The organism is uncultured Cetobacterium sp. (assembly GCF_945952365.1).
Lineage (GTDB): Bacteria > Fusobacteriota > Fusobacteriia > Fusobacteriales > Fusobacteriaceae > Cetobacterium_A.
This window is the reverse complement of sequence record NZ_CAMFHX010000028.1, coordinates 13,690-33,293: the sequence shown is the minus strand read 5'-3', so window position 1 is coordinate 33,293 and position 19,604 is coordinate 13,690. Positions and strand designations below refer to the sequence as shown.

Here is a 19,604-nt window from a genome sequence, read left to right as displayed (position 1 = left end):
GGTGTGGAGCAGGGGAAAAGGTGGAGATAACTTCAAAGCCTTACCTATTGCTATAACTATTTGTGGATGAGAATGTAGATGTAATATATATTACAACGCCTCATAATACTCATATTGATTTTATGTTAAAAGCGATTGAAAATGGCAAACATATTCTTTGTGAGAAGGCTATTACGTTAAATAGTGATGAGTTAGATAGAGCTATTACTTTAGCTAAAGAAAAAAATGTTGTATTAGCTGAAGCTATGACAATTTTCCATATGCCAATTTATAAAGATTTAAAAGATAGAATTGATTCTGGAAAATTGGGTGAGCTAAGAATGATTCAATTAAATTTTGGAAGTTATAAAGAGTATGATATGGAAAATCGTTTCTTTAATCCAAATCTTGCTGGAGGAGCTCTTTTAGACATAGGAGTATATGCAATATCATTTGCTAGATTATTTATGTCTGCGAAGATAACTCAAGTATCAAGTCAAGTTAAATTTGCTCCATCAGGAGTAGATGAGCAAGCTGGAATACTATTAATGAATGAAAAGCAAGAGATGGCAACAATAGCTTTGACACTACATTCAAAACAACCTAAGCGTGCTGTTATTTCTTGCGATAAAGGTTATATAGAAATAATGGAGTATCCAAGAGCTCAAAAAGCTACAATAGTTTATACAGAGACAGGTGCAACAGAGATTATTGAGATTGGAGACACTAAAGATGCTCTTTATTATGAGATGTTAGATATGGAAAAAGCTATATCTGGTGAATCTAAACTTACTCGTTTAGAAATAACAAAAGAGGTTATGGATATAATGACAAATCTTCGTAAAGAATGGGGATTAGTTTATCCAGAAGAGAGAGAATAAAATTAATTAAATTGAAAAAGAAGGTATCTTAAAATTATTTTTAAGATACCTACTTTATTTAAAAAGCTATTTTAATTCAAAAAATTATTTTGAACAGAAACTAGATTAGCTTGAATCGTTTCTAATTTAATTAAAAAGCTACTTTTTTGATTGATATGAAATACAGCTTGTTTTTCCCATTTTCTAGATTCGTATAGATTGTTATTCAATGAAATATAACATTCTTGGCAAAATTCAACATAATTTTTATAGAAATCTTTGATATTTTTAAAATTCTTTTTTTTCTTTAGATAGAAAAGTAGAAGTTGTTCTTCAGCACTAAGTTTTGTAATGTTGTTAAGAAACTCTTTTTTCTCTTTCATAATAGTGAGAACTTCATTTAAAAATTGAAGCACATCACTATAAGTTTTAAATTCTCTGATAAAACTGTCAAACTTTTTAAATTTTTCATAATCCCATTTTAGATCTTTACTCATATTCACTCCTTGTTCACTCCTAACAATTTTTGTGTAATTTTTAGGTAAGTCTCCTGACTTAGAATCATTTTACTCCTATCCTTCCCAGAAATATCCAGTGGTTAATATAGTTTCATCCTCATTACAGTAGCGGAGGCTGCGTAGGAATCTCACCTACTTCCTTGTTATGCCGAAGCACCTAAAAATTTTAATATTTAATTTCTCCAATACTTTTATAACTCATTTTACATGGTTTTGTCAAATATTTTTATATAATTTTTTAAACGATTTATCCCATCTATAATTTCTGGAATATCTGTAGTTGCAAAGCTCACTCTGAAATATTGATTTTTCTGATTATCTAAAAAGAAAACATTTCCAGAAAGAAGTAAAACATTATTCTCTTTACATTTTAAGTAAAATTGACTCGAATCTATTGTATCATTTAGTTTTATCCAAACATAAAAACCACCATCAATATTATACACAACATCTATAAAGGGTATCTCTTTTAGTTTCTTAGTTAAAACAAGATATCTTTCTTTATAAATTTTAATTAGATTTTCTATATGTAATTTCAAAAAATTACCCTTCAAAAAATGAGCTAAAACCTTTTGATCAAGAGCTGATGTCGATATATCTGTGGTAAACTTAACCGTTACTATTTTAGAAATAAGCTCAGTTGGTACTATCATATATGCTAATCTTAAGCCTGGCATAATTATTTTAGAAAATGATTTAATATAAATAACAGTCTTATTATCAGAATCTAAAGATTTTATAGAAGTTCTAGGAGTATTGTAAAATGAAAGTTCTGATGCAAAATCATCCTCTACAATCAAGGTGTTATATTTTTTAGCTAATAAAATTAACTTTTGTTTCTTTTCTTCACTCCAAGAAACACCTGTGGGGCAACTAAAATCCATTGTTGTATATATGAAAGATATTTTTTCTTCAGATAAGATGTTTTCTAATTGAGTAAGATTAAAGCCATCCTCTTCCATTTCTACAGGATAAATTTTACAATTTGTTTTAAAAGTGTTTAAAGCTCCATGATAAGTTGGATTTCCTACGATTATTTTACTTTTTCTTTTAGATGAAAGTGTTTTTAATATCAAATCCAATCCTTGCTGTGAACCGCTAGTTATTTGTATATCATCTTTAGATACAAAAATACCTTTATCTTCAACACTTTTCTTAATCACTTCTCGAAGCTCCTCTAAACCTTGAGTAGGATGATATAGCATAATTTTAGGACCAGATTCTTCTAAAACATCACTATATAATTTTTTAAAAATTTCGAATGGATAAACATCTTCTGAAGGAGTTCCACTTGCAAAATTAATACGATTATTTTCTTTTAATTGACCAACTTTAAAAGTTTCAATAAGATTATTAGATGGTGTGTTGTAAAATAAAGATTCTTTAGATTTTACAAATATTCCAATACCACGTTTTTTTATAATATACCCCTCTTTTTCTAAAAGAGTAAAAGCTTTCATAATTGTAATATTATTTAGTTTATATTTTAGAGCAAGTTGCCTAATTGATGGCAATTTAGAGTTTTCTGGATATTCATTTTTTTCAATTTTATTTTTTAAGTCTTCATAAATTTTTAAATAAATAGGTATTTTCTTTTCTGCTGAGTTATTTTTCATAAAACCTCCATCTGTAGTACTACAGTTTTTAATATATAACATTGACATAACTGTTATAGTTTTGTAAAATTAAAAATATATTTCACTGATATCACTGTTATACTATTTTTTTTAATATTTGTAAATCTTATTAACAATAAAGTTTAAGGGAGCGATTATGAAAACAGAAAAAATATATTATAGAAATCAATTTCAAACATCATGTGAAGCTATTTTAATTGAAAGAACGGAAAATGGATTAGTATTTGATAAATCTGTTGCTTATCCAGAGGGTGGAGGGCAGATAGGAGATGTTGGAGTCTTAATAAGATGTAAAGATGGCTCTCAGATTCCATTTTATAATACAACAAAAATTAAGGGAAGAAACCTTTTCTTAAGTGACTTTCCTAGTATAAAAGTAGAAAATCAAATTGTACATCATATAGAAAGTAATTATGAATTCCAAAAAGATGAAAAATTTCTTATACAGTTAGATAGTGTAAAAAGAGCTCAAGCAACTCTTCATCATTCTGGTTTACATCTTGCTTTAATGGTATTAGAAGAGATGTTTCGGGGTATTGATAAAAAAATAGTTGGTGCTAAAATAACTGATAAATATGGAAGACTTGATTTCTCAATAGATTTTAAATTTAGTCCAGAACAAATAGCCCAAATAGAATCTCATTGTAATGAATATATAGATAAAAATATTCCAATAAATATATTCTCTCATCCAGAGGAAAATGAGGCTCTGTATTGGAAATGTGGTAGCTATATCGTTCCTTGTGGTGGAACTCATTGTGAAAATACAAAAGATCTAGTTGGAATAAAAATTAAAAGAAAAAGCATTGGAAAAACATCTGAAAGGCTAATTGTTGAATTGCCTTTTAATGAAGAGTTTTTTAAACTGTATAATACTTAAAATAAAAGAGATTTAGAAATATTCTAAATCTCTTTTTTGTTTTTCAACCTCTATTTTCAGCAAGAATCCCAACTAACTTATGAGGTATGTATGGTTCTTCAAGATAGCTAATCTCTTTATTAGTTAACTGAATATTATTAGCATTTATAATCCCTTCAAGATGTGATAATTTTGTAACACCCATAACAGGAATAGCTCCTTTTGATAAAAGCCAAGCTAATGAAATCTCTGTCATAGTCACATTCTTTTTAGTTGCTAGTTCTAAAACCCTTTCAATAATTATATTATCCTGCTCTTTAGTTAAATCATATTTAGATTTGGCATATTGATCTTCTAAAAATCTTTTTGATGTCTCCCCAACAGGCTTAGAAAGTCTTCCTCCAGCAAGAGGACTATATGGAGTAATTGAGATATTTTGATCTTTACAGAACGGTATCATCTCTCTTTCTTCTTCTCTAAATATCAGATTATAGTGACCTTGAATCGATATAAATTTACTAAACCCCTCTTTTTCAGCCAAAGCATTAGCTTTTGCAATCTGCCAAGCATAACAGTTAGAAATACCAAGATATTTAACTTTACCTTCTAAAACCATTTGATTAAGCCCGTCCATTATATCATATAAAGGAGTATTGTAATCCCACATATGATAGATGTATAAATCAATATAGTCTGTATCTAAGTTTTTCAAACTTTTATTTACCATATCTCTAATATATTGTTGCCCTGTAACTCCTTTAGCTATATCTTCGGATGTTCTAGGTAAAAATTTAGTAGCAATTATAACATCCTCTCTTTTAGCATATTTTTTAATTGCACTTCCTAAATACCTTTCGCTACTACCATTTTGATAGGCTATTGCTGTATCAAAAAAATTAATTCCGATTTCTAAAGCACTTTTTATTATTTTGTGACTTTCCTCTTCATTTAAAGTCCAAGAGTGATGTCCATCTTTAGAGTCTCCAAATCCCATACACCCCATACAAATTTGAGAAACAGTTAATTCTGAATTATCTAATTTTTTATATTTCATAAATTTACCCCCGTATAAGTTATTTTATAAAAATAAATCTTCAATTAAGAATAACACAAACTTTATATTAAAACAATTATAAAAAACTCAGATATTATTAAAGGTCGTATTTTATGTAAAATACGAGATATATTTTGTTGATATTACTAGAATCTAATTAAATATATAAATTATTATAAAATTAAAAGAGATATAATTTTATATAATGCGAGATTTAAAATATAGAAAAAGAGGTTTTAAGAGAAATATATCTTAAAACCTCCTATTTTTCCATCTAAATTATCCAAAATAAAAATTATTTTTATATATTTGTAATTTAGCCTTTTAAAGAGTTGAGAACACAATGCATTACTTTATTATCATTAAAAAAATGTTTTGAAATAATATTTTCTTTATTTTAATCTATAGGTCTTTTTAAAGATTTACAATAAGAACTAATCCCATTGCTAAATAAACTGCTGAAGAAATATATTTCATATATTTTTTAAAGTTACCGTTTGTAGTTTTTACAAACATAGATATAAATGTAGCTAAACAAATAAACCACATAATTTCAACTAAAAGATATGTGCTTCCTAACATTATAAATTCCATACCGTAATTATCTGTATTTTTTACAAATTGAGGAATAAATGTAACAAAGAATAATAAAATTTTAGGGTTTGCTAAATTTGTAATTATTCCTTTTAAATAACAATTATTTTTTACAGAATTTATGTTATCGGGACTTTCAGTGCTTTTACTTATTAATGTCATTATTCCTGCATATATTAAATAAAGTCCTCCTCCTATTTTTATAGCACTAAGCAAATTTGGAAAAAGATATATTAACGATGATAATCCTACAGCAGCAATAATATTATAAATCATTCCTCCTGTCATAATTCCTAAAGCTGAAATAATTCCTTCTCTTCTTCCTAAAGAAGCTGAGTTATTCAAAACGTATACAGTCGCTATTCCAGGTGTTGCTGCAACAGCTAGCGATGAAAATAAAAAACTTAGTGTCATAAAAATCCGTCCTTTTTTCTAATTTTGTTTGTAATATTAATATTATAGAAAGATATTATCATAATTTTTTGTTTTAATCAACAAAATAATGAATAATTTCTTCAGAATTTTGAATTTTGTACTAAAATAGTTTTTATGATATAATAAAGGCAAAGAATTAAGAAAGATAGGTGTAAAACAATGGAAATATCTGAAAAAATAAAATTATTAAGAAAAGATCGTGGTTTATCTATAAAAGAACTTTCCGAAAAAACAGGGCTTTCTGTTGGATTTATAAGTAATTTAGAAAGAGATATAAATAGTCCTTCTATTGCAAATCTACAATTAATTTGCCAAGTTTTAGATATAAGTCTAATAGATTTATTAAAAGAAGATAAAGAATCAGTTTCTATTTTAAGAGCTGATGATAGAGAGTTACTTTTTAAATCAAGTAAAGAAGGAACAAAATATTATAATTTAATTCCTGAAAATCCAGATTTTAATGGAAGTTATGTTGTTATAGATCCTGAGTGTACTTCTGAAAATATAAGATGGAGTCATTCTCATGACGAAATTGGACTTGTTATAAAAGGGGAGTTGGAAATAAATCTATCTGATAGAAAAATTTATAAATTGAAAGAGGGGGATTCAATCTATATAAAGAAAAATACCCCTCATAAATATAGAAATTCTGGAAATATTCCTTCTATAACTCATTGGTTTTCAATAAAAAAATAAGTTTTTATCCATAAAACAAGCAAAATATTGTTGAAATAAAAAATGCTAATATTAGTAAATAGTTAGTGCTAAATTGTTTTTTCTTTCTATTAAAACAAATCTTTTTAGAATTATTACTTTTCATAATACCACCACCTATTATCTTTTTATTTTTATTCAATATTTTGATTAATTTTCCTTTAGTCATTTATTTTTATAAAAAAAGATTCTTTCAAAATTTTGGATATATTTAATTAGATAAGCTAGAAGGGTGAATTTTAAATAAAAATAAAGCACCTAGATATTTAGGTGCTTTAGCAATTAATCTATATTCCATACTTTCGTTAAATCATATCTATCTACAATTTTTTCTTTTTCAGTTGAATAACCAAAAGGAACAATCGCAAATGGAATTATATTATCATTTAAATTTAAACTATTTTTTACTAGCTCCATTCTATCGTTTTCTGGAGATATTCCAAGCCAAACTCCACCTAATCCCTCTTCAGTTATTTGTAATAAAATATTTTGAGTTGCAGCACTTAAATCTTGCTCTAAATTTTGTGGGAATCTAACGTTTTTATTTCCTAAAATTAAAATAGCAATATTAGCTTTATTTAACGGTGTTGCATACGGACTCATCTTTGCTAAATCGTCAAGTATTTTTCTATTTCTAATAACAACAAATTCCCATCCTTGTTGATTTCCTGCTGATGGAGCAAACATTCCCGCACGAATTATTCTATCAACTATATCGTTAGAAACGATATCATTTGTATAATTTCTAATACTTCTTCTTTTAATAATTGAATCTCTTTTTTCTGTTTCATAAACCTCAACTGGTAATTCAACCTCTTTTAGCTCTTTTAGTAGCTCTCCATATTTTTTTGAGTGTGGCGCTGCTGCATGGTTTTTTAAATCCACCATAGTTTCCCATTTCTCAACAAAATATAATTGGTTTTCAATTCCAGAGTCTATTAAATTATATTCAATACATCCCTTTTCTTTTCTGCTTTCTGCTACTAAATTTTGTGCTATATTTAAAAATTCTAACTTTTTTTCAGCTTTAACTTGAATCTCTACAACTACTCTTATCACTTTCTACCTCCTTGTTTATTTAGTTTTATTTACCATTTCTACTATTTTATGACCAAATTCTATTGAACCAATCGGGCCATTAGAAGTTACGACATTTCCTATCGTCACTGTATTTTTATCAACAAATTTAACATTTACTTTTTTTAACTCATCTATAAATCCTTTAAATTGTGAATCAGAATAAGTTGTCGCTTTTTTTCCATTTAAAATACCTGTTTTAGCAACTGCAACTGCTCCAGCACAGATTCCACCAACAACTTTTTTTTCTTCATTGAACTTCACAATTTTTTCTCTAAGTATCGTATTCTCCCATAGTGAAGCCGGCCCTCCAGAACCACCTATAACCACAATTGCGTCATATTCTTCATCCTTCATCTCAGTTATGTCCTTTTGAATTCTTAATATTCCTCCATTATCTCCAACAATTTCTCCTTTTTTTATTCCTATAAGGTCATATTGAAGATTTGCTTTTTTAACAATGTCAATTGGATTAAAAATTTCAGCTTCTTGGTAATTTGTTTCTGGTAAAATAAAAGCTATTTTTCCTCCTTTTGCAAAAGATGTTAAACATAACGTTAAAGATAAAATTAACATTAATATTTTTTTCATAATTTCTCCTCCTAATTTTTTATTTCATGTCTATGAAAACTATTATATCACTTATTTCTAATATGAGAAGAAGGCACTTTTTTGTAACCTAATTATTTTAGTTGACAAAAAAATATAAAAGTTTTAAACTGTGTAGCAAGAATTGAAAATTTATAGGAGGGCAGATTCCAATGAGTGATTGTTGTAATAATAAATATATTCTAAATGGTGTTGAGTATAAATGCTCTTTAAATTTAGCTATGGATATTATTGGTGGGAAATGGAAGCTTCTTATTTTGTGGCATTTAAATAAAGGGACTCTTAGATTTGCTGAATTAAGAAGACTTCTTCCTGGAATTAGTAAAAAAGTTTTAACAGAGGCACTGAGAGAATTAGAAGATCATCAAATTGTGAGTCGGAAAATATACCCTGATATTCCACCAAAAGTCGAATATTCTATTACTGATTTGGGAAAGAATTTAATTCCAGCTTTAAAAATTTTAGCTGAATGGGGAGAAGAAAGAAGTGAATCTAACAAAAAAAAGTAAGTATAAAACTTACTTTTTTATATAATATTTACGACTATTCCAGCAATTACAATTGAAAAAATACCTGTGATAAATCCAGCTGTAATCATTTTAGGCCTTAAATAGTTTTCTAAAACTTTTACTTCGTCCTCTGTTTCCCCAATCGCAAAAGCTACTTCATTTGACATAAACATAGTCGTTGGAAATCCAAACATACAAGTTAAACACATGCAAATAGCCATATATGTCTCAACTTTAAATATCTTCCCAAAGATATACCCCGCTAAACAAGCCCCTAAAGCACCTATTCCAAGAGTTGCTATTAAAGGAAAAATTAATGAAACTATCTCTGATGCTTCAGCTTTTGTAAGATTTGTAAAAAGTAACATTATACAAGCAAAAAATATAAATCCCGAAGCTTTTGTTTTTTCTAAAATATTTTTCTCTAAAAATCCAAGTTCTGTAAAAATAGTTCCCAATATAAGAGTAATAACAATATAATTTAAAGTTCCATTTGTTAATTTTGAAATATAAAAACTTAAAACTGTTACTAATCCTAATTTTGCCATTGAAAATGATGGTTTATCAAAATCAGCAGGTAATTGTAATATTTTTCTTTCACTATCAAGTGAAGTTTCTTCTGAAGAATTCATATATAAATTACGTTCTGACTCGTTATTTTTAAATTTTCTAGCAGCATTTTTTAAAAGATAAGAAGCTAATGGAACTCCTACAAAAGTTTGACAAACTAACATCAATATTACAAATAATGCTAAACTATCTTTTCCTTGTTTTACTAACTCAGTATTCATAACTAAGGATGCAGTACTGCTTCCTGCAAAAATAGGAGCTCCAGCTAATGCAAGGTCACGTCCTAAAATAAGCTGTCCTACTAAAAATACAATCGACGTTGCCATTATAACAGTAGATATTGAAACTCCAACTGTTCTCCATTGTCGTTTTAGCTCTGCAAAGTCTAAAAGATTCCCCATTCCTGTAATAAGAATTCCTATTAAAACTCCACCGACAGGTAAAATTCCAGATTTCACAAAAATATCTTTAGGAAGTCCCATCCAAAATCCAAATAAGAGTAAAACCGAAGCTACTAAAACTGTTGAAAATGTTGCCTTTGTTTTTAATGCTATATACTCACCTACTGCAAATATGGTTATTAAAATTGTAAAAGCTAATATACCTGGCATTATGAACCTCCCTCAATTATGATTAACTTGCATTTCCTGTATATTCTTTTGATACCGCTGGATAGATTCTTTCAACTTCTCCTAGTTTGAAATCTCCTTCAATCACTCTTATACTCTTTATTATAACTGGAACTATTGGAGGGTTAAATTTCCCTGGTGTTGTATCAGTTTCCACATTTGCAAGCTCTTCTAAAAGGTCTTCACCATCTATTAGTTTACCAAAACCTGCATATTTACCATCTAAGCTTTCAGCATAGTCCATATGAACAATAAAAAATTGAACTCCAGCACTATCAAAGTGATCATATCTAGCCATTGATATCGTTCCCTTTTTATGTTTTATATTATTTTCAACACCATTTGCTGAGAACTCCCCTTTTATAGAAAACTCTGTCGGTGATTCACATGTTCCATCTGTTGATCCACCTTGTAAAACCCAATCTTTTTTTATTCTATGAAATGGTAAGCCATCATAAAATCCTGAATTTGCTAAATCTAAAAAGTTATTTACGGTTATTGGTGCAACTTCTGGATACAGTTCAAATGTTAAATTTCGATTATCTTGCATAGTAATAATTGCTTTTATTTTTTTCATATTAATTATTCCCCCCGTAATTTTTTTGTTTCATTATTTTAACACTTATTCCTAAAGATTAATATATAACAATAGTTTTTATATTTTGTTCGTACTTATATTACCTGAACCCTTGAATACAATGAAAAATTTGAAACTTGAATTAACTATTTGTGTTCTATTTAATATTTAAAAAAAGAGACGATGTTTACATCGCCTCTTAGTTTTTCACTTTTATTAAAATTCTAATCTAAATTATATCTATTTAATATCTCTTCTATTTTATCTAAATATTGGATATCTAAGTTCCATTCAGTACTCTTAACATTTTCCTCTATATGTTCTGGAATTTGTGCTCCACATATTACTGGTCCTATCTCCTCTTGATTAATTAGCCAATTTATAGCTAGTTGAGACAATGGCTTTCCAATCTCTTTTGCTATTTCTTTTAACTCTTCAACACAATCGTAATATTTTATAAATCTTTCACCATTTAACTTTGGATTTTTTGATCTATCATCCGAAGAATCAAAATTATTTTCCTTTTTAAACTCTCCTGTCAATAATCCTTGCATTAAAGGGCTATAAGGTAAAAATGCCATCCCGTTCTCTTTACATAATGGTAGTAGTTCATTTTTAGTTCTATATTCTAATTGTTTATGATGATATATTTCAGAGTTTGGTTCTAACATATTATATAATCCTTGAAGAGTTGAAATTTGTGCTAGCTCCATACATCTCTTTGTATCTTTTAATGAGAAGTTAGATAACCCAATATATCTGATAAGCCCTTTTTCTTTCATCTCCATTAATGTAGCCATACCCTCTTCTAACTCCATACCTTCAAAAGGCCAATGGATTTGATATAGGTCAATATAGCTTGTTTGTAGTCTTTCTAAAGATGCATTTAACTCTCTATAAAGACTTTCTCTTGAAATACTTTTAGTCACAACTTTATTCTCATCCCAAATTAAACCACATTTTGTACCAATAAATAGAGATTTTCTATCATACTCTTTAAGTGCTTCTCCTAAAATTGTTTCTGAATGTCCCATTCCATAAATAGGAGCAACATCAAAAAAGTTTATTCCAAGTTCTACAGCTCGCTTTATAGTTTCAATAGATTTTTTATCTTCTGTATTATTCCAAGTTCCACCAAGTGCCCAACAACCAAATCCAACAGCAGATAATTTTTCATCGTTTAATGCTTTAAATTGTTTATATTTCATTTTTCTCTCCTATTTACTTTTTTAATTCCGGCCAAAAATCTTTATTTGCTTCGATCATTCTATCTAGAATATCTTTTGCTTTTAAAGCCGATGAAACTGTTTTATTTAAAGTTAATGCCTTTAGTGCCTTATCATAAGAGTTTTCCATATATGCATCAACTAAACATTTTTCAGAAGCTAACTGTTGCTCAATCATTCCTTTGTTAAATGTTGGAATCTCTAAGTTTTCGTATGTACTTACTGGTCCATTTTTAGTGATTAAACAAGGAATTTCTATCATAGCATCATCTGGTAAATTTTTTATAGAACCATTATTTTCAACTATTACTAGATATTTTTTATTTAAATCATTTGCTAAAGAGTTTGCTACATCAACTATAAATAACCCGTGAGCTCCTACATGGAAAGCTTCTCTATCATAATTTCCTGTTTTTTCATACTCAGCTATAGCTTTAAATAAAGTTGTTTCTCTTCCGTCCATAACCTCATTCGCTCTTGTATAATCTTTATTTAATTGATTTAAAACTAAGTCTCCAAGTAGGTAATATTGCATATATGTATTTGGTATATAATCATCAAATAGATTTAATATATATTTCATATTTTTATATGTTTTTTGCCAAGAGGCATCTTTATGTTGTAAGTCATAATTTGTTTCAGGGAATAAACCGTGCTCTTTTATAAATGATTTCATCTCTTCGATTCTTTCAACTCCATTTACTTTTAAGCTAGTAAACCATCCAAAGTGATTAAGTCCAAAGTATTCTGGTTCAATCTCTTCATAGTCACATTTAAATATATCTGTCATTTTTTGCATCATACCTACTGGCATATCACATATATTAAGAACTCTAGAGTTTGGTTTTAATCTTCTCATAGCTTCAGCTACTATTGAAGCTGGATTTGAATAGTTTATCATCCAACAATCTTTTTTAGAATATTTTTCCATATAATCAACTAATTCTACCATTGGTTTAATTGCTCTTAATGCATAAGCCATTCCACCTGGACCACAAGTCTCTTGTCCGATAGTATCTAAAGATAGAGGTATTTTCTCATCTAACTCTCTCATTGCATATTTTCCAGTTCTAATTTGTGCAAATACAAAATCTGCATCTTTAAACGCTGATTCAGGATCTGTATGCTCTGTAAATAATAATCCTGGATCCATCTCATCTACAACACTTTTTGTTATAACAGAGATTTTTCTTTGTCTTTCTGCATCTATATCAAATACTCTCAATTCATCTAGTTTAAACTCATTTTTTTTACTCAATAAAGCTTTTACCACTCCAGGTGTAAATGTACTTCCTCCACCAGCAATTACTACAACATATTTTTTCATAATATCCTCCCCTTATTCTTCATCTTTTATATTTAATTCTTTACAAACTTCTTTTTTTATCTTTTGAACTGATAAGCCATATATAATTTGAACTCCTTCAGAGTTTTTAACGATTCCACTACATCCTGTTGTATTTAAAATACTTTCATCTATACTATTTAAATTAGCAACTTGAACCCTCAATCGAGAGTAACAATTTGTAACACTTTTTATATTCTCAGATCCACCTAAACCTAAAACTATATTTTTAGCTTTATCGCTGTTAGTTTTGACAGATGTTTCTGATTGCTTTTCTTTATAATCTTGCTTTGTATAAAGTTTAACATCTTCCCCTTCTCTTCCAGGTGTCTTTAAATTAAACTTTTTAATTAGAAGAGTAAAGATTCCAAAGTATAGACCTATTTGTGCTAATCCTAATAAGATAAATTTAAATGTATCACCTTTTGATCCTGCTGGTAACATCATAGCCAAAAATTCTATTCCTCCTGATACCGCAATCACTCTCAAATCAAGTAAAGCTGCTACTGCCATTCCAAGTCCAGCTAAAATTGCATGAACTACAAATAGTAAGGGAGCTGTGAATAAAAATGAAAATTCTAACGGCTCTGTTACCCCAGCTAAAACTGCTGCTCCTACAGCTGGAATTAAAATTCCTTTTGTTTTTTCTTTTAAATCACTATTTGAACACTTATACATAGCTAAAGCAGCTCCAACTAACCCAAACATCTTACTCATCGCTTTTGTTAAATATACTGCTCCTGGTCCTAATCTATCTACACTTGATGATGATAATTCTGCCATTGCTATATTTCTAACACCTTCTAAATATTGCCCATCAACTACACCCGTTCCACTTATAGAAGAAAGTTCAACTGGTACCCATAAAAGATGATGTAAACCTGTTGGTATTAACACTCTTTCTAAAAATCCATAAATTCCTACTCCAAATACTCCTGTTGAAACTATTGTATTTGTCATTTTAGCTATGAAGAGTTGAATTATCGGCCACGTATATGTAAAGAAAATTGATAACATTATTACTACTGGAATTCCAATTAGAAGTGCTAAATTTGAACTTCCATAAAGTCTCATAGCTCCATCAAACTCTTTCTCAACAAATTTATTATGAAGGTATGATGTAACTAATCCTAAAATTATTCCTAAAAAAACACCCATATCTAAAACTTGAACTCCTAAGACTAAGCTTTGTCCACTTCCTCTTAAATCTCCAGTAACTAGCAAGTTATTTATTTTCATAAATGAATTCATTGCATAAAGAAAGATAAAGAATAAAATAATTCCACTTAATCCAGCATCTCCTTTTTTTCTTTTCGCCATTCCCGATGCAATACCTACAGCAAAAACGGGAGATAGATTTATAAAAATACTTAGTAATGAATCTTTTGTTAAAACTCCAAAATTATTAATCCATTCAATTTTAGAAATTGGTATAGATGGATTTGTGAGCAATACCCCAACTGCTAACAACATACCAACTATCGGAAGTGTGAATACAGGTACTAAAATACCTTTAGAAAACTCGGTACCCAATCGAGTTATAGTTTTTTTTAGACTTTCAAAATTTAAACCGTTATCTTTTTTTAAAACTCTTTCCATGTTACCCCCAAAACTATTTTTTAAATTGGTATATACCAATTACAAATCCATAATATTTCATTTTTAGAAATTTGTCAATAGTTTTTTTATTGATTTTTTTTAAAATAAAAATTATAATTAAAGAATAAAACAAAAAATTTATAGGAGAGCTGAATGAAATTACCTAGGTATATTGCAATTGCAAAAGAGTTAGAAGAGAAAATTTTAAATAATGTATATAAAAAAAATGAACGTCTTCCAGCTGAAAGAGTTTTAGCAGAAGAATACAATGTAACTAGAGTTACAGTTAGAAATGCTATTGACTATTTGGTATTAAAAGGACTTTTAGAAAAACGTGTTGGAAGTGGAAATTATATTAAAAAAAATACTTTAAATCTAAATATAAGTGAACAATTAAGTTTTAGTGAGAAATCTCATTTTTTAAATCAAACTCCACATACTGATGTTATTGAGTTTAAGGAGATTTATGCAGATTCTAAATTGATAGAGATATTTAATTGTAAATCTGATGAGATTTTCTTTTTTATAAAAAGAGTTCGTTATTTGGATGATATTCCTGCAAATCTTGAAAATACATATCTTCCTAAGAAACTTTTCCCAGAATTAAGTAAAGATATTATGTTAGGTTCTAAATATGATTTTGTTGAAAAAACTTTATCAATAAAAGAAAGTTACAACAAAATTACACCCATATTACCAGATAAAGATTTGGTAAAAATTTTTGATTTAAGAGAATCTGAACCAATTTTTTATAAAACATCTATTGGAATTTCAAAAGATGATATTGCTTTTGAATATAGTGAGCTTTATTTTAATCCAAAAATTTATGAATTTTCATTTATTTCTAAAAGATAGAAAAAGCAAGGAAAAAATTCCTTGCTTTCTTATTAATCTTTTAATTCGTGTTGGTAAGCTCCAGCACCATAGTGCATTTCATATGAGTGAGTATAAATTTCAATTATATTTCCAAATGGATCTTCACAGTAAACCATTCTATATGGTTTTTCTCCTGGATAGTATTCTCTGATTGGCATTCTTTGCTTTCCACCAGCAGCTACAATTTTAGCTGTTAACTCTTCAATGTTAGGATCCTTTACTGAGAAGTGGAACACTCCTGTAGGGTATGGATTGAACTCATTTCTTGGTCTGTCATTTTGTGGGAATTCAAATAACTCTATTCCTATTCCATCTCCTGTTGAAAGGTGAGCTATCTTAAATTCACCCCAGTTTTCTCCGAAAACATCAATACACATTACTCCTATTGCTGTTTCCTTCTCCTCTTTTACTAAAGTTGGTGCCATTATTACATACCAATTCATAACTTCGCTATAAAATTTAACAGCCTCTTCTAAGTTTGGTACTGATATTCCTATATGTGAAAAATTTCTTGGATACATATTTTTTCCTCCTAAATTACTTAAAATTTTAACTTGCGTTATTTACTCATTTAGTATATATTAATATAATAATTATGTAAAGTATGCACTTTTTAGTAATATACTATCTAAAAAGTAAGTAAAGGAGTGAATATGAGAGATTTAGAAAGAAGAGAAAAATATCAATGCTCTATTGAGTATACATTAGATTTTATGGGTGGAAAATGGAAACCCGTTATTCTATGGCATCTTGGAACAGAGGGAATTCATAGATATGGTGAACTAAAAAAAAGATTAAATGGAATAAATCACAAAATGTTAGCACAACAGCTTAAAGAGCTTGCAGAAGATGGCTTAATAAATAGAAAAGAATATCCCCAAGTTCCTCCGAAAGTTGAATACTCTATTACAGAAAAAGGGATGGAGTTAATTCCAATTTTAACACTTATGCATGAGTGGGGGTCTAGAAATTAAAAAGCAGCCTAAATCTAGGCTGCTTTTTCTATAACTGCATTCATTGGACAAACCAATGTACAAGCTCCACAACTTACACAAGCTGAAGAATCAATCTCTCTTATCATTTTTTCTCCTTACAGTGTTTGCTTATACGAAGTAACTGTAATTTCTAAAACTCTTGTTAAAAACGAGAATTTTTCCTTCATCATATCAAAATGCTCTCCTGATTTTAAAAATTTTGCTGTTCCTTCAATTAAAAAAACCAGTTCCCATATATCTATATCCCATAACTTCATGACTCCCAAGTGTTAACTTAACTTTATTATTAAAATCTATATTTTTCTCTGTTTTTATCATAGCTGCTGCTGGAATTAAAATTTTATTCTCTTCAACTATAGTTAAATAACTATTCCAAGTATTTGACACATGAGCTTCATCTACTCCAGTCGTTACAATTGATACAACTCCCTCTTTTGATATAACCTCTAAAAATTTCTCATTAAACATAAAATCCTCCTAAAATCATATTATAGATAGATGGAGGATTTAATTATGAAAATGTCTGTAGAAGTTGAATACGCTCTTCATTGTTTGTTATATATTGTTAAATTAAAAGATAAAGATTATGTTGGAATAAAAGATTTAGCAGAGTTCCAAGGAGTTTCTGAATCATACTTATCAAAAGTTTTTACCAAGCTTGGAAAAGCTGGAATAACTAAATCTGTTCCTGGAGTTAAAGGTGGATATGAATTAGCTCGTCCTGCCGAAAACATCTCATTTTGGGATGTAGTTGAAGCTGTTGAAGGAAAAGAACCTCTTTTCCAATGTGCTGAGATTAGACAAAAAAATATCTTACTAGATCCAAATAATCTACCCGCAACACATACAAAATGCCCTTGCTTTATAAAAGTAGTTATGCAAGAGGGTGAGGATGAGATGAAAAAATATCTTTCTAAGAAAAATCTAGCTTGGCTTTATAAAGAGGTCTACGGTAGAATATTGCCAAAAGAAACTGAAATTGAAACTATGCAATGGTTTAAAGAGAGAAAAGAGTTTTAAAATCTAAAGAAAAATGGAGATAGCCAAATCTGACTATCTCCATTTTTTATTTTTTAAAATTTATTATAAATGTTGTTATTAATCCGCCTAAAAGTGTTGTTAATCCTAAAGTCATAAATATTATCGCTTCGTTTGTCATTTTCTCTCCTTTAATTACTCTTCCATGTTTTTTTACTTAATATTATAGCTCCTAAAATCCCAATTAAAATAATAATCCATCCGTAAACTGTCAAAGCCCATCCTGAATAACCTCCATACGGTGCTTTAAACTCATTAAATATACTTTGAATCAAGATTAAAAATAAAAATAAAGGAGTTATATATTTTATTATAATATTCCACCAAGAACCTATTCTAATATAAGAGATACTATTCGTATGATTTCTAATAATATCTGCATTTAAATACCATCCTATTACAAAACTTTCTAGCAATCCTACACTTACAATTCCATAGTTATTTATAAAATTATCCATAATATCTAAAATGTATAGACCACTATTTGTTGCAAATATAATACTCAATAAAAATCCACAGATAGATATTCTTGTAACAACAATCTTACGTTCAATATTGAATTTATCTACTATCGCTGCTGATATAGCTTCAACTAATGAAACTGCAGAGGTTATTCCTGCAAATGTTAAACACATAAAGAATAAAACTCCAAGTATATTTCCCCAGATTCCCATAAGAGAAAAAACTTTAGGGAATGCTATAAAAGCTAATCCAATACCGCTGCTAACAACTTCATTTACTGGAACACCTGAAGAAAAAGCCATAACTCCCAGTATTGAAAATACTCCAATAGCACATATAAATTCAAAACTACAGTTAGCAAAAGCTGTCATAAACGCACTGTTGTTGATATCTGTTTTCTTAGGTAGATAGCTTGAGTATGTCATCATTATTCCTGTTCCAACACTAAGAGAGAAAAATACTTGTCCATAAGCTGCAATCCAAACTTTTGGATTTTTAAGCTTACTCCAATCAGGAGTAAATAAAGTATTCAATCCAAGAGTTGCTCCTTCTAAAGTAACCCCTCTAATCACAATAATCATTACAATTATTAATAAACAAGGTAATAAAATTTTATTATATTTTTCAATTCCAGATTTTATTCCCTTATAACAAATAAACCAATTTATCATCCAAATAGCTATAATTCCTACTAATACATGACTATTAATCCCTTTAAAATCAAAAGGTGAGCTTGAAATATTTAAAAAATCATTATAAAAATAACTATTTGAATCTACTCCCCATCCTTTAGTAAAACTAAGCGTCAAGTATTTCATTGCCATGCTAAGAACTAATGAATAATAACAAAGTATAATTCCAGAACTTATAATTGGCCACCAACCCATCCACTCAAATTTTTTATTTATTCTAAACAGTGAAAGAGGTGTCGAACCTCTATATTTATGACCAACTCCATATTCTAATATTAACAATGGAATTCCTGCTGTAAATATTGCTACAAAATATGGAATTAAAAATGCACCTCCACCATTTGAATAAACTACATAAGGAAATCTCCATATATTTCCAAGACCAACTGCTGATCCTATTGCTGCTATAATAAAACCCATCTTTGAGCTCCACTGCTCTCTATTTTCTTCCACAAAATCCTCCTAAATCGCTTTTATTTTAAATTAATAGTTCTAATTTTATAAAAATAAAAACCCCATAAATTAATATGAGGTTTAGACCTAGGATTAAAAAAACCTCATATTTTTATTATGAGGTCTCCATTTATTTATCAATAAACTACTGGCCCTCACAGATGAACAACGTAAAACGCAATTGCATCTATGATTCCATGTAGTTTTTTCTACATTATTTTCATAAACACAATTGCTACAGTAAGTCTGCCAGTAATAGGAGTACATTATTAAATTTGATTTCTTTAATTGCTATAT

At 28.6% G+C, this 19,604-nt stretch carries 22 protein-coding genes, 1 pseudogene and 1 riboswitch; of the genes and pseudogenes, 7 read left to right on the top strand and 16 right to left on the bottom strand.

Going from position 1 to position 19,604, the window contains the following annotated elements:
- Nucleotides 1-62: 62 nt before the first annotated feature.
- Nucleotides 63-860 (top strand): Gfo/Idh/MocA family oxidoreductase, encoded by a 798-nt coding sequence (locus Q0O83_RS09680; protein WP_294096591.1) that lies wholly within the window; start codon nt 63-65, stop codon nt 858-860.
- Nucleotides 861-931: 71 nt separating this feature from the next.
- Here the strand turns inward: Q0O83_RS09680 and Q0O83_RS09675 are convergent, their stop codons facing one another.
- Complete coding sequence (locus Q0O83_RS09675) at nt 932-1,336, bottom strand: hypothetical protein (RefSeq protein ID WP_294096589.1); 405 nt, start codon at nt 1,334-1,336, stop codon at nt 932-934.
- A 25-nt stretch (nt 1,337-1,361) separates the two neighbouring features.
- Nucleotides 1,362-1,533, bottom strand: a riboswitch (cobalamin riboswitch).
- 27 nt (nt 1,534-1,560) lie between these two features.
- Entirely contained in the window at nt 1,561-2,973 is a 1,413-nt protein-coding gene (locus Q0O83_RS09670) for a PLP-dependent aminotransferase family protein (RefSeq protein WP_294096586.1), read from the bottom strand.
- Nucleotides 2,974-3,130: 157 nt separating this feature from the next.
- On the opposite strand from Q0O83_RS09670, the gene Q0O83_RS09665 reads away from it, so the two are divergent.
- Entirely contained in the window at nt 3,131-3,874 is a 744-nt protein-coding gene (locus tag Q0O83_RS09665; RefSeq protein ID WP_294096584.1) for a hypothetical protein, read from the top strand.
- 43 nt (nt 3,875-3,917) lie between these two features.
- Here Q0O83_RS09665 and Q0O83_RS09660 read toward each other — a convergent pair whose 3' ends face one another.
- Together Q0O83_RS09660 and Q0O83_RS09655 are read right to left on the bottom strand one after the other, a co-directional pair.
- Nucleotides 3,918-4,907, bottom strand: a complete 990-nt coding sequence (locus Q0O83_RS09660) for an aldo/keto reductase (RefSeq protein ID WP_294096582.1) — start codon at nt 4,905-4,907, stop codon at nt 3,918-3,920.
- Nucleotides 4,908-5,321: 414 nt separating this feature from the next.
- Nucleotides 5,322-5,915 (bottom strand): LysE family translocator, encoded by a 594-nt coding sequence (locus tag Q0O83_RS09655; RefSeq protein ID WP_294096580.1) that lies wholly within the window; start codon nt 5,913-5,915, stop codon nt 5,322-5,324.
- A 180-nt stretch (nt 5,916-6,095) separates the two neighbouring features.
- On the opposite strand from Q0O83_RS09655, the gene Q0O83_RS09650 reads away from it, so the two are divergent.
- Entirely contained in the window at nt 6,096-6,632 is a 537-nt protein-coding gene (locus Q0O83_RS09650) for an XRE family transcriptional regulator (RefSeq protein ID WP_294096578.1), read from the top strand.
- Nucleotides 6,633-6,932: 300 nt separating this feature from the next.
- On the opposite strand, the gene Q0O83_RS09645 is transcribed toward Q0O83_RS09650, so the two are convergent.
- Together Q0O83_RS09645 and Q0O83_RS09640 are read right to left on the bottom strand one after the other, a co-directional pair.
- The gene (locus tag Q0O83_RS09645) at nt 6,933-7,709 is read right to left on the bottom strand and encodes a nitroreductase family protein (protein ID WP_294096577.1); all 777 of its coding nucleotides are present in this window, start codon (nt 7,707-7,709) and stop codon (nt 6,933-6,935) included.
- 15 nt (nt 7,710-7,724) lie between these two features.
- Nucleotides 7,725-8,318, bottom strand: a complete 594-nt coding sequence (locus Q0O83_RS09640) for a DJ-1/PfpI family protein (protein ID WP_294096575.1) — start codon at nt 8,316-8,318, stop codon at nt 7,725-7,727.
- A 239-nt stretch (nt 8,319-8,557) separates the two neighbouring features.
- On the opposite strand from Q0O83_RS09640, the gene Q0O83_RS09635 reads away from it, so the two are divergent.
- Nucleotides 8,558-8,845, top strand: coding sequence for a helix-turn-helix domain-containing protein (locus Q0O83_RS09635; RefSeq protein WP_294096593.1), 288 nt, complete (start codon nt 8,558-8,560; stop codon nt 8,843-8,845).
- A gap of 17 nt (nt 8,846-8,862) precedes the next feature.
- Here the strand turns inward: Q0O83_RS09635 and Q0O83_RS09630 are convergent, their stop codons facing one another.
- The 5 genes from Q0O83_RS09630 to Q0O83_RS09610 all read right to left on the bottom strand — a co-directional run bounded on the left by Q0O83_RS09630 (nt 8,863) and on the right by Q0O83_RS09610 (nt 14,791).
- A complete protein-coding gene (locus tag Q0O83_RS09630; protein WP_294096573.1) occupies nt 8,863-10,026 on the bottom strand; it encodes a hypothetical protein in 1,164 nt (387 codons plus the stop codon).
- Nucleotides 10,027-10,048: 22 nt separating this feature from the next.
- Nucleotides 10,049-10,621 carry a peptidylprolyl isomerase gene (locus Q0O83_RS09625; RefSeq protein ID WP_294096571.1) on the bottom strand — a complete coding sequence of 191 codons (573 nt, stop codon included), beginning with the start codon at nt 10,619-10,621 and terminating at the stop codon, nt 10,049-10,051.
- 224 nt (nt 10,622-10,845) lie between these two features.
- Nucleotides 10,846-11,829 carry an aldo/keto reductase gene (locus tag Q0O83_RS09620; protein WP_294096569.1) on the bottom strand — a complete coding sequence of 328 codons (984 nt, stop codon included), beginning with the start codon at nt 11,827-11,829 and terminating at the stop codon, nt 10,846-10,848.
- 13 nt (nt 11,830-11,842) lie between these two features.
- Nucleotides 11,843-13,174: a 6-phospho-alpha-glucosidase gene (locus Q0O83_RS09615; protein ID WP_294096567.1), complete on the bottom strand. Its 1,332-nt coding sequence runs from the start codon at nt 13,172-13,174 to the stop codon at nt 11,843-11,845.
- Nucleotides 13,175-13,186: 12 nt separating this feature from the next.
- A complete protein-coding gene (locus tag Q0O83_RS09610) occupies nt 13,187-14,791 on the bottom strand; it encodes a PTS transporter subunit EIIC (RefSeq protein ID WP_294096566.1) in 1,605 nt (534 codons plus the stop codon).
- A 153-nt stretch (nt 14,792-14,944) separates the two neighbouring features.
- Here Q0O83_RS09610 and Q0O83_RS09605 point away from each other — a divergent pair, with 153 nt between their 5' ends.
- Nucleotides 14,945-15,646: a GntR family transcriptional regulator gene (locus tag Q0O83_RS09605; protein WP_294096564.1), complete on the top strand. Its 702-nt coding sequence runs from the start codon at nt 14,945-14,947 to the stop codon at nt 15,644-15,646.
- Nucleotides 15,647-15,678: 32 nt separating this feature from the next.
- Here the strand turns inward: Q0O83_RS09605 and Q0O83_RS09600 are convergent, their stop codons facing one another.
- Complete coding sequence (locus Q0O83_RS09600) at nt 15,679-16,188, bottom strand: lactoylglutathione lyase family protein (protein WP_294096562.1); 510 nt, start codon at nt 16,186-16,188, stop codon at nt 15,679-15,681.
- A gap of 132 nt (nt 16,189-16,320) precedes the next feature.
- Between Q0O83_RS09600 and Q0O83_RS09595 the strand changes: the two genes are divergently transcribed.
- The gene (locus tag Q0O83_RS09595) at nt 16,321-16,641 is read left to right on the top strand and encodes a helix-turn-helix domain-containing protein (RefSeq protein WP_294096560.1); all 321 of its coding nucleotides are present in this window, start codon (nt 16,321-16,323) and stop codon (nt 16,639-16,641) included.
- 14 nt (nt 16,642-16,655) lie between these two features.
- Here Q0O83_RS09595 and Q0O83_RS09590 read toward each other — a convergent pair whose 3' ends face one another.
- Together Q0O83_RS09590 and Q0O83_RS09585 are read right to left on the bottom strand one after the other, a co-directional pair.
- On the bottom strand, nt 16,656-16,748 hold the full coding sequence (locus tag Q0O83_RS09590; RefSeq protein ID WP_294096558.1) for a 4Fe-4S binding protein: 93 nt from the start codon (nt 16,746-16,748) through the stop codon (nt 16,656-16,658).
- 9 nt (nt 16,749-16,757) lie between these two features.
- Nucleotides 16,758-17,130 (bottom strand): annotated as a pseudogene (locus Q0O83_RS09585) (pyridoxamine 5'-phosphate oxidase family protein).
- 45 nt (nt 17,131-17,175) lie between these two features.
- Here Q0O83_RS09585 and Q0O83_RS09580 point away from each other — a divergent pair.
- Entirely contained in the window at nt 17,176-17,682 is a 507-nt protein-coding gene (locus tag Q0O83_RS09580) for an Rrf2 family transcriptional regulator (protein WP_294096557.1), read from the top strand.
- Nucleotides 17,683-17,728: 46 nt separating this feature from the next.
- On the opposite strand, the gene Q0O83_RS09575 is transcribed toward Q0O83_RS09580, so the two are convergent.
- Nucleotides 17,729-17,821, bottom strand: a complete 93-nt coding sequence (locus Q0O83_RS09575; protein ID WP_294096555.1) for a MetS family NSS transporter small subunit — start codon at nt 17,819-17,821, stop codon at nt 17,729-17,731.
- Nucleotides 17,822-17,831: 10 nt separating this feature from the next.
- Nucleotides 17,832-19,307: a sodium-dependent transporter gene (locus Q0O83_RS09570; RefSeq protein WP_294096553.1), complete on the bottom strand. Its 1,476-nt coding sequence runs from the start codon at nt 19,305-19,307 to the stop codon at nt 17,832-17,834.
- Nucleotides 19,308-19,604 lie beyond the last annotated feature (297 nt).